Below are 15,574 nucleotides of genomic sequence, written 5' to 3'. Positions count from 1 at the left end.
TTTCTGTTTTTCAGGTTTGTATGTGGAGGAATGATTCTGCTCAGCGGGTCAGGTTGAATACTTCTCCGGCTTTCATTTCTTTCTCGACCACTTTACGGGTAAAGGGGTTGAAGACTTTCAGCAGGCCACCTTTTTCTGATGTAATGCGGATGCTTTCCGTTTCGCCGTTACGGTAGGTGGCGCTGACGAGGAAGGCACCCATGGCCCTCAGGTTACGGAAGGAGGCATTCTGCCAGGTCACCGGCAGGGCAGGAAATACCCGTATGATGCCGGTGTGGCTTTGCAGGAGCATCTCCTGTATGGCCGATGCACAGGCAAAGTTACCCTCCAGCGTAAAGGGACGGTATGTGAGGCCGGAATATCCTTTTTTCAGCTGGTCACCGTTCAGGTGGAAGCTGTTGGGCGAGCAGAAGGCTTTGGCAAAGATATGAAGCGAACGTGCGGCGGCATCACCGTCGAAGACACGGGCCTGCAGATTGGCCAGCCAGCTGTACGTATAGCCGCACCAGCCTTGCGGACCCATTTCCTGGAAGTGATGGATGGAGCGTTCGATGAGCTGCCGTGCCTTTTTCCCTTGCGATGCGTCAATCAGGCCCATGGGATGGATGGCCAGCAGATGCGACAGATGGCGGTGGGAGTATGTGAGCGGGTAGCCGGGAGCGATGGTCAGGCCGGTACAATCGACATCCAGATCGGGCCATTCGGCAAGCTGTTGTTTCCAGTGTGCGGCTTCTTCGTTCAACTGCAGATGTTCGGCCATTTCGCCGGCTGCCTGAAGGGTGAAGCGGATACAGGCCAGGTCGTAGTTGGTGGTTTGCTTGAACCAGGCTTCCAGACGGTTGTCGTTGATCTCGGGCGAGCTGGACAGAGGCAACTGTCGTTTCCCGTTCGAATCTTTCACGGAAATGTTCTCAAAATAGCGTGCCGCTTCCTTTACCCAGGGGTAAGCTCTTTCGCGCAGGAAGGTGTCGTCGGCCGAGTATTTCCATTGCAGGTAGAAGTGCTGTGCCAGCCACCCCGATGCAGTAGGTTGGTGGGAGTATGGATTCCATCCGCCCAGGTTCTTGCCGTCCAGGGTCGAGATGCAGGGCACGTTCAGGCCTTCCACGCCAAAGAACTGGCGGGTATAGGCCTCGCTGTTCTCCTTGATTTGCCAGAGCCAGTCGGTGAAGACGGCCGATTCTTCCAGGTGGTTGGCCGCATAGCCCGGCCAGTAGCTCAGCTGGGTGTTGAGGTCGTTGTGGAAATCACCTCTCCAGGGTGGTGTCTGCCCGTTGTCGGCCGTCCATACGGCCTGCAGGCAGATGGGGGGTGCATCCTTGCGCGAGGCAGCGCCGAATTTGTACATCTCCAGATACCATTGCCGCTCCAGCAGCGGGTCGTCGGGCAGGCTGAGGCTGCACTGTTCCCAGTAGTTTTTCCACCAGCCTGTATGCTCGTGCAGGGCGGTGGCAAAGTCTTTGGCGTAGCTCTTCATCTGTTTGGAGGCCGGTGTGGCTTCGCTGTAGGGTGTGCCCTCTGTGGTGAGGCAGAAGGTTCCCTCTAATGTCTGTGCGTCAGGCTGTTTCCAGCGAACGTCTATTTCGTAAGCCACGTCGCCGTAGGCTTTCTGCCGGTAAGTGATATGCCCGTCTTTGGCGGTTATTCTTCCTTTCTTATATCCCAGCCGTGCCAGTGAGTTATGCTCGATTTTTACGTCTTGGGGCGCTTCGTAGGCAGGAGTCACCAGTTGCACTTCGGGCATCTGCGGCAGGTGTGTAAAGCGAAAGTGCCCCACCTTGTCGGCAGCGTTGGTGAAGATCTGTGCGGTTGCACCATTTTCCCACGTGATGGTGCATACGGCGGTATGTACATCCAGTTCGGCGCTTTTCACGCTGCCCAAGCCGGCGATGGGAATTTCGATGGCGCCTGCGGGAATCTTGGTGGGTGCGATGTCTTTGCTGGTACGGTCGTCAATGATACGGTGTACGGGAGCGATGTCTTTCTTCTCCACAGCTTCGCACACGAAGCGGAAGGTATAGTCGGGACCCGAGAATTCCTTGACGGGGCGCAGGTCCCACAAGTCGGCACGGTCGAGTGCCAGACGTAGTTTGTCGCCTTTCTGCCAGACGAGTGCTCCCATGATGCCGTTGCCCAGCGGGATACCTTCGTCCCATACTTGCGGAAGCCGGGCGAAGTGCAGGCCGTGGACCGCAGCCGGTCTGTCTGTGGGTTGGGATACTGCGGCGGGTGTTATAGAGAATAAGCCGCCGGTTGTCGGAGCTGCATGGAGCTGCCCCAAGCTCGTGGCCAGAAGCACGAGCAAGCCGATGTTTCTTGTTTTTTTCATGGATAAATTTGAATGTGACGCAAATATAGTGCTTTTGTGGAAGAGCAAAATGAAAAAACTGTTATTTTTGTGGCATGAAAAACTTGAATGTATAACTGATGAAACGCTTATTTCTTATTTTTCTGTCATTTTGCTGTTATGCCCTTGTGCAGGCCCAGCCGCCGTTGGCATACGACTTTCCCGAGAATCCGCAGAGTGCCTGCTACGGGCAGGATGCGGCGAAGTGTTACCGGCTGATCGAGAACCAGGCCCGTTACCTGCTTTCCATCGTCAGGCCCTGGCACGGTGACAACCGTTACAAACTGCTGACCGCCACGAAGGGTGGCGAAGAACACATCACGCGGCCCAACACGGGGGCGATAGCTATCTTCTGCTTCCTCCATCGCTTTGGCGATTATTCGGAACGTGAGGTGGGGGTGTCGCGTCAGGTGCTGCTCAACGACTACATCATCCCGATGATGCGCTATGTGCTGTCGGTACACAAGACCGGCGACAAGACGTTCGACGACGGCAAACAGTGGGGACGGAGCTGGCAGTCGGCCCACTGGACGCATCAGCTGGGGCAGGGAGCCATGTCGGTGTGGAACGTCCTTCCCGAAGAAATCCGTGCGGGCGTGCTGCGGGTGGTGCGTGCCGAAGCCGACGAAATAGCTTCGAAGAATCCTCCCTATAACCTGACGGTGGACAGCAAGTCGGAAGAAAATGCCTGGAATGCCGGTGCCCTGTCGGCCGCGCTGATGCTGATGCCCGGCGACGCTCGGGTACCTGTGTGGCAGGAGGCTTTGCAGCGCTGGCTCCTGTCGGCCTATCTCTGTCCGAACGATGCGGATAAAGAGATTTTGATTGACGGCCGGCCACTGAAAGACCAGTTCGAAGGGGCCAATATCTACAACGATTATACCCTGGAAAACCACGGGCTGGTACACCCCGACTATATGACGGCCTGCACGCTGAAGGGCGAGGTGATGATCGACTTCCTGGCCACCGGCCGTCCGATGCCCGATGCCTGCATGTACAACATCGACCACATCTACGAGCAGCTGAAGATACTTCTGCTGCCTTCCGGAGGGTTTGTCTATCCCACGGGGCAGGATTGGGCCATCTTCCGTCATTGCGACTGGACCAATATGCACGCCTTCTGCCTTTACTATATACAACGATCCGGAGGCCCTGCACTGGCTGCGGGTCACGCTGGACGTCATCGACCGCATGCAGCGCAGGCATGCCGACGGGCGCATCTATGCTCCTCACGAGAATGATTTCCCTTCGTCGCAGACGTTGTGCGGGCTGGGGCTGGCTGATACCTGGAAGATGTTGATGCTGGCCAAGCCGGTGACCGAGGCACAACCCCGTCCCACGGTAGCCAAGATTTATCCCGACGGCAAGTTCTTCATCCGCAAGACGGGAACGGCGGTCCATACGGTGGCCTGGGGTAAGAAGATACAGTTCCAGGCTCTGTCGCAGTCGAAGGACCCGCTGGTGGCTCCCGACTGGCAGAACGGAGTGGGCTTCATCCGTCTGAAGGGTGAAAAGCGCAGCCTCCCGCTGAACCTGAAGGGCGTGGAGATTGATACCCTGGCAGTCGGATATACCTTCCGCCTGCACGTGGAGCACGGCGATGCCGTTCGGGCCGACTATACCGTCACTTCGCTGGAAAACGGCGACTTGCAGATTTCGGAGAAGCTGGTAGCCATGCGCGACGTGACGACCGAGGCTATCGAAACCCAGACCATCGGTATCCTGAACCACCAAGGCTGGATAGAGGAGAAGGGCTACCGTATGCTCAATAACGAAGGGACGGAGGTGTGTATGGAGTCCATGTCGGGCGTCCGCAGGGCGGTGCAAGGCAAGGAGGTATCGGTAGACCACCGGCTGACGGTACGTTCGGAAAAGCCGTTGCAGGGCTCCTATACCTGTACCGACCAGTGGAAGGCGTCCAAGCAGCTCGACCGCCTGGTGCTGAACGAACAGAACGGAGAACACAGCTGGCGACGGGGAGAGGTCATCCACGAGAATACGGTGACGCTGTCGTATACCGCCGCCGACTGACGCATTTTACGGCATGTTTCGGCTGCTTGTCCGATACGCCAGCCGGTGACTGTCCATGAAGTCCTGTATCCGTCCGAACAGGTTTCTGACTTCGGCGGGTGTGAAGAAATCAGTCTGCACGCCGAATTCCTGATAAAAATATCGTGGGAGGTCTGTGAGCCTGATGCCCTGTCGGTGGGCAAAGCTCCAGGCCTCCTCTTTTTCTACCGTGATTTGCCGTAGGCTCTTCGTCTGCCTCCGGTCGTTTTCGTACTCCATCTGTACGACAAAGCGGCCCGTGTCGTCGAAGCCGGTCAGGATGGCCGCGTAGTTGTCGAAGTCGGCATGGGTTTCTATAATGAGTTCTTCCAGTGTCAGCATAGTCAATTGATTTTGGGGTATTTGCTGCAAAAATAGCGAAAGGCGAGAGGAGAGGCAAATGAAAAACACAGTTTTTCAATTTGACTATGCCGAGCTGCCTCCTATTTTATCGAAAAATGAAGGTGTGCCAAAATAGAAGTATCTTCAACTCTCCTCCTTCTGGAAGGAGGGGAGTTAAATAGCCTCACCTCATTTTGACACAACCCCTATTTTATCTAAAGATAGCGAAAGGCGAGGGCAGAACGTTTTTTATATGCCAAGCCAGGTATCGCCTTTTTAATTAAGATAAAATCTTTGCTTTTGAGTAAAGATATTTTATCGTTATTTTCTATCTCCTTCCGTTCGCTGTTTAAAAGTTGCCCAAATGCTTCATGGGGAATGTTTCAAACATTCGGGGGGTATGTTTGAAACATTCGACCCTTATGTTTGAAACATAGGCCCCTTGAGGTTGAAACCCGGAGTTTGGCAACTTGTGGCATGCTTGTGGAAGAAATATTTCAAATGTAAAGAATTCAGATATCTTTCTCTTGAAATAGACAGGAGGGTGGTGGCGTTTTGGCGAGAATTCGTATCTTTGCATCTGTTGCAGGCTGACGGATGGTGCGGGGAGTACATCGGACGTCCGTAATAACGATAAACTTTTGAAGAACGATGAAAAATAGAATTACAGAACTTTTTGGAATACAATATCCTGTCATTGCAGGAGGAATGGTGTGGTGCAGCGGTTGGCGGCTGGCCTCGGCTGTCAGTAATGCTGGCGGACTGGGACTGATTGGTGCCGGTTCGATGAACGCCGATTTGCTGCGTGAACACATCCGGAAGTGCAAGGCTGCGACCGACAAGCCGTTTGGTGTGAATGTCCCCCTGCTGTACAAGCATGCCGAGGCCATGATGGAAGTCATCATGGAAGAAAAAGTGCCCGTGGTGTTCACGTCGGCCGGAAGCCCGAAGACGTGGACGGGCAAGCTGCACGCGGCCGGAATAAAGGTCGCCCATGTTGTGGCCAGCACAAAGTTTGCCCTGAAGTGTCAGGAAGCGGGCGTAGATGCCGTGGTGGCTGAGGGCTTCGAGGCCGGAGGACACAACGGAAAGGAAGAAACGACGACGATGGTACTTGTACCCCATGTCAGGCAGCACATAGACCTGCCTTTGATTGCCGCCGGCGGAATAGGTACGGGAGCCGGCATGCTGGCCGCTTTTGCGCTGGGAGCAGAGGGCGTGCAGATAGGTACCCGTTTTGCGCTGACCCGTGAAAGCTCGGCCAGCGACCGTTTCAAGGACTTGTGTGCCGGTCTGCAGGAAGGCGATACGATGCTGTCCTTGAAGAAAGTGGTGCCGACCCGACTCATAAAGAACGAATTTTTCCGCAGGGTGGAAGAAGCGGAAAACAGGGGCGCTTCTGCCGAGGAAATGAAGGAAATACTGGGTTTTGGCAGGGCGAAAAAGGGCATTTTTGAAGGAGACCTGGACGAAGGGGAACTTGAAATCGGGCAAGTGGCGTATCTGGTACGGGACATTCCTACGGTGCAGGAAGTTTTTGACAGCCTGATGGCGGAGTACAGGGAACGGCTGGGCAGCCTGGCCGGAATGTAGTCCGCTGGCGACGGTTCCGGGAATCTGTGAAAAGCTTGCCTTAAAAATAATTTGCACCCCGTTTTTTTGATAATTGAAAGAATAACGCTAATTTTGCGCACTCATTTTGAGATTTTGGAATATAGTATAAATCAAATAAATAATTTGTTACGATGAACGTTTCATTGCAAAACATTGACAAGGTGAGCGCGCTGCTTACCGTAAAGCTTGAGAAAGCTGACTACCAGGAGAAGGTAGACAAGGCCCTGAAGTCTTTCCGTCAGAAAGCTCAGATGCCCGGTTTCCGTAAAGGTATGGTTCCGATGAGCCTCGTGAAGAAGATGTATGGCAAGTCGGCATTGGCTGAGGAAGTGAACAAGTTGCTTTCTGAAACTGTATACAAGTATATACAAGACAATAAGGTGAACATCCTGGGTGAGCCTCTGCCCAACGAGGACAAGCAGCCCGTCATCGACTTCGATACGCAGGAAGAGTTCGAATTCCTGTTCGACATCGCACTGGCTCCCGAATTCAAGGCTGAAGTGAGCGCTGACGACAAGATTGACTACTACGACATCGAAGTGACCGACGAAATGGTGGACAACCAGGTGAAGTCTTACACACAGCGTAACGGCAAGTACGACAAGGTAGATGTTTATGCCGACAACGACATGCTGAAAGGTCTGCTGGCCGAGCTCGACGAGCAGGGCAACACGAAGGAAGGCGGCATTCAGGTAGAAGGTGCCGTGATGATGCCTTCTTATATGAAGAACGACGAGCAGAAGGCCATCTTCGCCAACGCCAAGGTGAACGACGTGCTCGTATTCAACCCCCACACCGCTTGGGACGGCAATCCTGCCGAACTGGCTTCGCTGCTGAAGATTGACAAGGAAGCAGCTGCCGAAGTGAAGTCCAACTTCAGCTATCAGGTAGAGGAAATCACCCGTTTCGTGCCCGGTGACCTGAACCAGGAAATCTTCGACCAGGTATTCGGCGAAGGTGTGGTGAAGACGGAAGAAGAATTCCGTGCCAAAGTGAAAGAAGCTATCGCCAAGCAGTTTGTGGCCGACAGCGACTACAAGTTCCTCATCGACCTGCGCAAGGTAATGATGGAAAAGGTTGGCAAGCTGGAGTTCCCCGACGCATTGCTGAAGCGTGTGATGCTGGCCAACAACGCCGATAAGGGTGAGAAGTTCGTGGAAGAAAACTACGACAAGAGCATCGAAGAGCTGACCTGGCACCTCATCAAGGAACAGTTGGTAAAAGCCAATGACATCAAGGTTGAGCAGGATGACATCACCAACATGGCCAAGGAATCGACCCGTGCACAGTTTGCCATGTACGGCATGCTGAACGTACCCGACGAACTGCTGGAAAACTATGCCAAGGAAATGCTGAAGAAGAAAGAAAGCATCGAAGGCCTCGTGAACCGCGTGATTGAGACGAAACTGGCTGCTGCCGTGAAGCCTCAGGTTACACTGGAACACAAGAGCATTTCGGCTGCCGACTTCAACAAGATGTTCGAATAAAACAGCTGCGGGCTGCAGGGAATGACGGGAACTCGTTTCCCACATGTCGCTTGTAGCTTGTCACTCGTCACTATAAACGGGGATGTCTGAAAAACTTTTCAAACATCCCCGTTTTTTTTGTGTCTCTCTATTCTTTTTTGTTTCTTTGCACCCGCAATTATAATAAGTAGTAAAGATTATGGATGATTTTAGAAAGTATGCCACCAAGCATTTGGGAATGAACAGCCTTGTGCTGGACGATGTGATCAAGTCGCAGGCCGGTTATCTGAACCCCTATATCTTGGAAGAACGCCAGCTCAACGTAACCCAGCTTGATGTGTTTTCCCGTCTGATGATGGACCGTATCATCTTCTTGGGTACACAGATTGACGATTATACGGCCAATACCCTCCAGGCACAGTTGCTCTACCTGGATTCGGTAGACCCGGGCAAGGACATCTCTATCTATATCAATTCGCCGGGCGGCTCGGTATATGCCGGCCTGGGCATCTATGACACGATGCAGTTCATCACCAGCGATGTGGCTACTATCTGTACAGGCATGGCAGCCAGTATGGCAGCTGTACTGCTGGTAGCCGGAGCCGAAGGCAAACGTTCGGCCCTGACTCATTCGCGCGTCATGATCCATCAGCCGATGGGAGGTGCGCAGGGACAGGCTTCGGATATCGAAATCACGGCCCGTGAGATTCAGAAGTTGAAAAAGGAACTCTATACCATCATTGCCGACCATTCGCATACGCCTTTCGATAAAGTGTGGGCCGACTCCGACCGCGACTATTGGATGACCGCTCAGGAGGCGAAGGAATATGGTATGGTAGACGAAGTGTTGATTAGGAAATAAGTATGGCTGATTCAAGAAGAACAAAGAACAGATGCAGCTTTTGTGGGCGGTCTGAAGATGAAGTGGGACTCCTGATTACGGGAATGAACGGCTTCATCTGCGACAGCTGTGCCATGCAGGCTTACGAGATAACGCAGGAGGCCCTGGAGAACAAACGCAAGGACGGTACCAGCAAACTGAACCTGAAGGAACTGCCCAAGCCGATGGAAATCAAGGCTTTCCTCGACCAGTATGTCATCGGGCAGGACGATGCCAAGCGCTTCTTGTCTGTTTCGGTGTACAATCACTACAAACGTCTGTTGCAGAAAGACAGCGGCGATGATGTGGAGATTGAAAAGTCGAACATCATCATGGTGGGCAGTACGGGTACGGGAAAAACCCTGCTGGCGCGTACCATCGCCAAGCTGCTGCATGTGCCTTTTACCATTGTAGACGCTACGGTGCTTACGGAGGCCGGTTATGTGGGCGAGGACATTGAAAGCATCCTGACCCGCCTGCTTCAGGTAGCCGACTACAATGTGCCCGAGGCTGAACGGGGCATTGTGTTCATCGATGAAATCGACAAGATTGCCCGCAAGGGTGACAATCCCTCCATCACGCGCGATGTGAGCGGAGAGGGTGTGCAGCAGGGATTGCTGAAGCTGCTCGAAGGGTCGGTGGTCAACGTTCCTCCCCAGGGCGGACGCAAGCATCCCGAGCAGAAGATGATACCGGTCAACACCAAGAATATCCTCTTCATTTGCGGCGGAGCGTTCGACGGCATCGAGAAGAAGATTGCCCAGCGCTTGAATACGCATGTCGTGGGATATAGCGCTGTGCGCAATACGGCTACTGTCGACAAGAACAACCTGATGCAGTACATCGCTCCTCAGGATTTGAAGTCTTTCGGTCTGATTCCTGAAATTATCGGCCGTCTGCCGGTGCTCACCTATCTGAACCCGTTGGACCGTACGGCTCTGCGATCCATCCTGACTGAACCCAAGAACTCCATCATCAAGCAGTATGTCAAACTCTTTGAGATGGACGGCGTGAAGCTGGAGTTTGAGGAGGCCGTATTCGAGTATATCGTAGACAAGGCAGTCGAGTACAAGCTCGGCGCGCGCGGTCTGCGTTCTATCGTCGAAACCATCATGATGGATGCCATGTACGAGATTCCTTCCGAGAAGAAGGATACTTTCGTGGTGACGCTCGACTATGCCAAACATCAGCTCGAGAAAGCCAATGTGGCCCGCCTGCAGAACGCCTGAGCATGAAATAGAACGAATATTGCCTGTTTTAGTGTTTTTTCTGAAAAATATTCAGTGCATTTTGCTTGAAAATTGAGAAGTTGTTTATAACTTTGTTAGGACTCTTGCGGGAATAATGTCCGCCAAGGGTTTGTGAACAAGTTGGAGATTGATAAAAAGAACGCTTAATAAACAACAATCTAATTGAAGGACATGGCTGAGAAGAAGATTAATTTGCAGGAACAACTGAAGAAATACTTCGGGTTCGACACGTTCAAGGGAAATCAAGAGGCAATCATCCAGAATCTGTTGGATGGGAACGATACGTTTGTACTGATGCCTACCGGTGGAGGTAAGTCATTGTGCTATCAGCTGCCTTCGCTGCTGATGGAGGGGACGGCTATCGTCATATCGCCGCTGATTGCTCTGATGAAGAACCAGGTGGACGCCATGCGCAACTTCAGTGAAGAAGACGGAGTGGCCCACTTTATCAATTCTTCTTTGAACAAGACAGCCATCGATCAGGTGAAGTCGGATATATTGAGCGGAAAAACCAAGCTGCTGTATGTGGCGCCCGAGTCGCTGACGAAGGAGGAATATGTGGAGTTCCTGAAGACGGTCAAGATCTCTTTCTATGCCGTGGACGAAGCGCACTGTATTTCGGAATGGGGGCATGACTTCCGGCCTGAGTACCGTCGTATACGTCCTATTATCAATGAAATAGGAAAGGCTCCGCTGATTGCTCTGACAGCAACGGCTACGCCCAAGGTGCAACACGATATCCAGAAGAATCTGGGAATGACGGATGCGAAAGTCTTCAAATCGTCGTTCAACCGGCCCAATCTTTATTATGAGGTACGCCCGAAGACGGCTAATATCGACAAGGATATCATCAAGTTCATCAAGAACAATCCGGAAAAGTCGGGCATCATCTACTGTCTGAGCCGGAAAAAGGTTGAGGAGCTGGCGGAAGTGTTGCAGGCCAACGGCATCAACGCCCGTCCGTATCATGCCGGTATGGACTCGGCTACCCGGTCGCAGAATCAGGATGACTTCCTGATGGAGAAAATCGATGTCATCGTGGCAACGATAGCCTTTGGTATGGGTATCGACAAGCCTGATGTGCGTTTCGTTATCCATTACGATATCCCCAAGAGTCTGGAAGGATATTACCAGGAAACCGGGCGTGCAGGACGCGACGGAGGAGAAGGACAGTGCATAACGTTCTATACAAACAAAGATTTGCAGAAACTGGAGAAGTTTATGCAGGGAAAACCTGTGGCAGAACAGGAAATTGGCAAGCAGCTTCTGCAGGAAACGGCTGCCTATGCCGAATCTTCTGTATGTCGCCGCAAGACGCTGTTGCATTATTTCGGCGAAGAGTATACGGAAGATAATTGTGGTAATTGTGACAATTGTTTAAATCCTAAGAAACAAGTGGAAGCTCAAGACTTATTGTGTACTGTGATTGAAACGGTTCTCGCTGTCAAGGAGAACTTCAAATCCGATTATATTATAGATGTCATTCAAGGCCGTGAAACTTCGGAAGTGCAGGCGCATCTGCATGAAGACCTCGAAGTGTTCGGCTCGGGAATGGGCGAAGAAGACAAGACATGGAATGCGGTAATCCGCCAGGCACTGATTGCCGGATACCTCACCAAGGATGTGGAAAACTACGGCTTGCTGAAGGTGTCGGATGCAGGACGGAAATTCCTGAAGCATCCCAAGTCGTTCAAGATAACGGAAGACAATGACTTTGACGAAGTGGAAGAAGAGGCACCGGCGCGTGGCGGAGGAGCCTGTGCGGTAGACCCCGTGTTGTACTCGATGCTGAAGGACTTGCGCAAAAAGTTGTCCAAGCATCTGGAAGTGCCTCCGTATGTCATATTCCAGGATCCTTCGCTGGAAGCGATGGCTACCATTTATCCCATTACGCTGGAAGAATTGCAGAATATTCCGGGTGTGGGAGCCGGAAAGGCCAAACGTTATGGTGAGGAATTCTGCAAGCTCATCAAACGTCATTGCGAGGAGAACGAAATTGAGCGTCCGGAAGACTTGCGTGTGCGTACCGTTGCTAACAAGTCGAAGATGAAGGTGGCTATCATTCAGGCCATCGACCGCAAGGTGGCGTTGGACGACATTGCCGTGTCAAAAGGCATTGAGTTCGACGAACTGCTCGACGAAATCGAGGCAATTGTCTATTCGGGTACCAAGCTGAATATCGACTACTTCCTGGATGAAATCATGGATGAGGACCACATGCTGGATATCTATGACTACTTCAAGGAGTCGACGACAGACAATATTGACGATGCGCTCGAAGAATTGGGTGATGACTATACGGAGGAAGAGGTACGCCTGGTTCGCATCAAGTTTATATCGGAAATGGCGAACTAACCCCTCTTTTCTGCGCTAAAAAAAGAAAATTTATTGCGTGCGAATATGCGAAAATGGAATAAAAAACGTATATTTGCACGCAATAAATTTTTTACGCCATATGTCATTTATTGCTGATAAAATTGTTATGGACGGATTGACGTACGACGACGTACTGCTGATCCCCGCTTATTCTGAAGTACTTCCCAAGACTGTCGAGCTCTCGACCAAGTTTTCAAGAAACATCGAGTTGAAAATTCCTTTTGTAACGGCTGCAATGGACACGGTTACAGAAGCAAAAATGGCTATCGCCATTGCCCGAGAAGGAGGCATTGGAGTGATCCACAAGAATATGTCCATTGAGGAACAGGCACGTCAGGTGGCTATCGTGAAGCGTGCGGAAAACGGTATGATTTACGATCCTGTGACAATCAAGAGAGGCTCTACTGTAGCCGATGCGCTGGGGCTGATGGCAGAATACAAGATTGGTGGTATTCCTGTGGTGGACGATGAGGGCCATCTGGTAGGTATTGTTACCAACCGTGACCTGCGTTTTGAAAAGGACCACAGCAAGCGTATCGATGAGGTGATGACGAAGGAGAACATCGTTACAACCAACCAGACGACCGATCTGGAGGCTGCTGCGCAGATTCTGCAGGAACATAAGATTGAGAAATTGCCGGTAGTCGATAAAGACAACAAGCTGGTGGGCTTGATCACCTATAAGGACATAACAAAGGCTAAAGACAAACCGATGGCTTGCAAGGATGCCAAAGGCCGCTTGCGCGTAGCTGCCGGTGTGGGTGTGACAGTCGATACACTGGATCGTATGAAAGCTTTGGTGGAAGCCGGTGCCGATGCCATTGTCATCGATACGGCTCACGGTCATTCCAAATACGTGATTGAAAAATTGAAGGAAGCCAAGAAAGCTTTCCCTGACATTGATATTGTAGTAGGTAATGTCGCAACTGGCGAGGCTGCCAAGATGTTGGTGGAAGCCGGTGCCGATGCTGTGAAAGTAGGTATCGGTCCGGGTTCAATCTGTACGACGCGTGTGGTAGCCGGAGTCGGTGTTCCCCAGCTGTCGGCTGTATATGATGTAGCCAAGGCGTTGGAAGGTACGGGTGTGCCTTTGATTGCCGACGGTGGTTTGCGTTATTCGGGCGATGTGGTGAAAGCATTAGCCGCAGGTGGTTACAGCGTGATGATTGGTTCGTTGGTAGCCGGAACGGAAGAATCTCCCGGTGACACAATTATCTTTAACGGCCGTAAGTTCAAGTCTTATCGTGGCATGGGATCGTTGGAAGCAATGGAGAACGGGTCGAAGGACCGCTATTTCCAAAGCACTACCACCGATGTCAAGAAGCTGGTTCCCGAAGGTATTGCAGCCCGTGTTCCTTATAAAGGTACGTTGTACGAGGTTATCTACCAGTTGGTAGGTGGTTTGCGTGCCGGTATGGGATATTGTGGCGCTGCCAACATCGAGCAGTTGCACAATGCCAAGTTTACCCGCATTACCAATGCCGGTGTACTCGAAAGCCATCCGCACGATGTGGCCATTACCAGTGAGGCACCTAATTACAGCCGTCCTGAATAATAAAGCATGCAGAGGTTGAGGAAGTTCCGGAGGGGCCTCTTCACCTCTGAAGATAAAAATAGGAGAAGACACGGATGATACGTTGTTTCGCATGTTTCTCTACAGGTAAACTTGTGATGACGTGTCATCCGTGTTGTCTTTTTGATTGTATGGAATGAAAAGGAGAACATGATGGGAAAGTGGGGTTGGTTGTGTGTGTGGTGCCTTTTGTCTTTGCGGATGGGAGCGCAAGACAACAGTACGTTGTTGCGGATTGACGGTGAGCCGGTAAATGTTTCGGAATACAGGTCGTTTGTTGCCGGAAAAACTGCTGCCGGGTCGGGAATTGATGATTTCATCGATTTCAAGTTGAAAGCGTTGGCCGGTCGGAAGGCAGGGATGGACACATTGCCGCAAATCCGGCAGGCATTGGAGCTTTGCAAAAAGCGTTGTCTGGCAGATTGCATGATAGACAACCATAAGGCCGATTCGGCTGCACGGGCCTATTACGGGATGTTGAAGACGGGGAAATTCGTCGGAAAGGTTCGGGTATGTCAGATTTTCAAGTCTCTTCCCCAAAATGTCTCGTCCAGATGCTTGGAACGGGTAGAGAGTGAAATGGATTCACTTTATCAGGCGTTGGAAAGCGGCCGGATTGATTTTGAGACGTGTGTTCGCAACAGTTCCGAGGATAAGTCTGTTTTCTGGGTGGAATATCTGCAGATGCCTGCCGAATTTGAGGAGGTGGTCTTTACATTGCCCGAGGGGCGGATATCCTGTCCTTTTTTTACACCTCAGGGCCTACATATCGTGAAGGTGTTGGAACGGAAGGAATTGCCGGCTTTTGAACAGCTGAAAGGCAGGTTGGCAGAAAGAGTTGTGCAGAGCAAATGGAATGAAGTGACATCGGCAAGGGTGGAGCGGTTGAAAAAGAAGTTTGGCTATAAAGTCGACAAGGATGGTGTAGCCGACTTGATGCGGAACGGGAAAACCGTCAAGGCGTTGTTCGTTCTGGATGGCAGGACTTATTCCGGAAAAGAATTTGCCTGGTTTGCCGCTTCGCATCCGGCTTCTCTTCGTTGGCAGTTGGAGAATTTTGTGAAGAAAACGGTGCTGGATTATGAAAGCCGCCAGTTGTTGACAACGTCGCCTGAGTTCGCGTCGGATATATACTTTTATCGCGACAGCCTTTTGGGGGCGGAGATGGAACGTCGGGAATTCGGCGAACGGATTCTGTTGGATACGGTTGGTGTAGAACATTTTTTTGAAACCCATCGAAAGCAATATCATTGGTCACATTCCCGCTATGACGGTATCGTTCTGCACTGCAGGTCGAAACGTATAGCCAAACGGGTACGGAAGTTCCTGAAAAAGTTGCCGTCTGATGAATGGATGGAAGCAATTCGTTTGGGAGTGAATGCCGGTGACTCAGCTGATGTCATTGCCCAGCGGGGATTGTTTGCCAAAGGTGACAATCCGTATGTGGACGAACATGTGTTCAAAGGCCGTGAGGCTTCTCCGATGGAAGGCTTTCCTTATGTGGCCCTGGTAGGAGAAAAAATCAAGGGGCCGCTTCGTTGGCAGGATGTTGGCGGGCAGTTGTGGACGGATTATTACCACTACCGGGAACAAGGCTGGTTACACAGGCTGCGCCAGATGTTTAAGGTTGAAATTAACCAAGAGGTTTTAAAAACCGTTAATAATCACTGATGCAAC

General features: G+C 51.7%; 11 protein-coding genes. 9 read left to right on the top strand and 2 right to left on the bottom strand.

All coding sequences use genetic code 11. From position 1 onward, the window contains the following. Window positions 1–40: 40 nt before the first annotated feature. Window positions 41–2,329: a glycoside hydrolase family 95-like protein gene (locus RDO88_RS10635; RefSeq protein WP_307759350.1), complete on the bottom strand. Its 2,289-nt coding sequence runs from the start codon at window positions 2,327–2,329 to the stop codon at window positions 41–43. 98 nt (window positions 2,330–2,427) lie between these two features. Between RDO88_RS10635 and RDO88_RS10630 the strand changes: the two genes are divergently transcribed. Together RDO88_RS10630 and RDO88_RS10625 are read left to right on the top strand one after the other, a co-directional pair. After that, window positions 2,428–3,588, top strand: a complete 1,161-nt coding sequence (locus RDO88_RS10630) for a hypothetical protein (RefSeq protein WP_307759349.1) — start codon at window positions 2,428–2,430, stop codon at window positions 3,586–3,588. Then, window positions 3,539–4,378 (top strand): hypothetical protein, encoded by an 840-nt coding sequence (locus RDO88_RS10625; RefSeq protein WP_307759348.1) that lies wholly within the window; start codon window positions 3,539–3,541, stop codon window positions 4,376–4,378. Before RDO88_RS10630 ends, RDO88_RS10625 begins: the two co-directional genes overlap by 50 nt. 6 nt (window positions 4,379–4,384) lie before the next feature. On the opposite strand, the gene RDO88_RS10620 is transcribed toward RDO88_RS10625, so the two are convergent. After that, complete coding sequence (locus tag RDO88_RS10620; RefSeq protein WP_307759347.1) at window positions 4,385–4,738, bottom strand: hypothetical protein; 354 nt, start codon at window positions 4,736–4,738, stop codon at window positions 4,385–4,387. A 651-nt stretch (window positions 4,739–5,389) separates the two neighbouring features. Here RDO88_RS10620 and RDO88_RS10615 point away from each other — a divergent pair. The 7 genes from RDO88_RS10615 to RDO88_RS10585 all read left to right on the top strand — a co-directional run bounded on the left by RDO88_RS10615 (window position 5,390) and on the right by RDO88_RS10585 (window position 15,568). Continuing rightward, a complete protein-coding gene (locus RDO88_RS10615; RefSeq protein ID WP_307759346.1) occupies window positions 5,390–6,331 on the top strand; it encodes a nitronate monooxygenase in 942 nt (313 codons plus the stop codon). Between the two features lie 152 nt (window positions 6,332–6,483). Further along, window positions 6,484–7,839, top strand: a complete 1,356-nt coding sequence (tig, locus tag RDO88_RS10610) for a trigger factor (protein WP_307759345.1) — start codon at window positions 6,484–6,486, stop codon at window positions 7,837–7,839. 178 nt (window positions 7,840–8,017) lie between these two features. After that, complete coding sequence (gene clpP / locus RDO88_RS10605; RefSeq protein WP_307759344.1) at window positions 8,018–8,680, top strand: ATP-dependent Clp endopeptidase proteolytic subunit ClpP; 663 nt, start codon at window positions 8,018–8,020, stop codon at window positions 8,678–8,680. A 2-nt stretch (window positions 8,681–8,682) separates the two neighbouring features. Continuing rightward, window positions 8,683–9,927 carry an ATP-dependent Clp protease ATP-binding subunit ClpX gene (gene clpX / locus RDO88_RS10600; RefSeq protein ID WP_307759343.1) on the top strand — a complete coding sequence of 415 codons (1,245 nt, stop codon included), beginning with the start codon at window positions 8,683–8,685 and terminating at the stop codon, window positions 9,925–9,927. Between the two features lie 192 nt (window positions 9,928–10,119). Continuing rightward, on the top strand, window positions 10,120–12,303 hold the full coding sequence (recQ, locus tag RDO88_RS10595; RefSeq protein WP_307759342.1) for a DNA helicase RecQ: 2,184 nt from the start codon (window positions 10,120–10,122) through the stop codon (window positions 12,301–12,303). Between the two features lie 100 nt (window positions 12,304–12,403). Beyond that, the gene (guaB, locus tag RDO88_RS10590) at window positions 12,404–13,879 is read left to right on the top strand and encodes an IMP dehydrogenase (protein WP_307759341.1); all 1,476 of its coding nucleotides are present in this window, start codon (window positions 12,404–12,406) and stop codon (window positions 13,877–13,879) included. Between the two features lie 168 nt (window positions 13,880–14,047). Then, complete coding sequence (locus tag RDO88_RS10585; protein ID WP_307759340.1) at window positions 14,048–15,568, top strand: peptidylprolyl isomerase; 1,521 nt, start codon at window positions 14,048–14,050, stop codon at window positions 15,566–15,568. Window positions 15,569–15,574: the final 6 nt, after the last annotated feature.

It is taken from the genome of uncultured Mediterranea sp. (assembly GCF_902493215.1).
Taxonomy (GTDB): Bacteria; Bacteroidota; Bacteroidia; order Bacteroidales; family Bacteroidaceae; genus Bacteroides.
The sequence above is the reverse complement of the archived record's forward strand: the minus strand, read 5'-3'. Positions and strand labels throughout refer to the sequence as shown.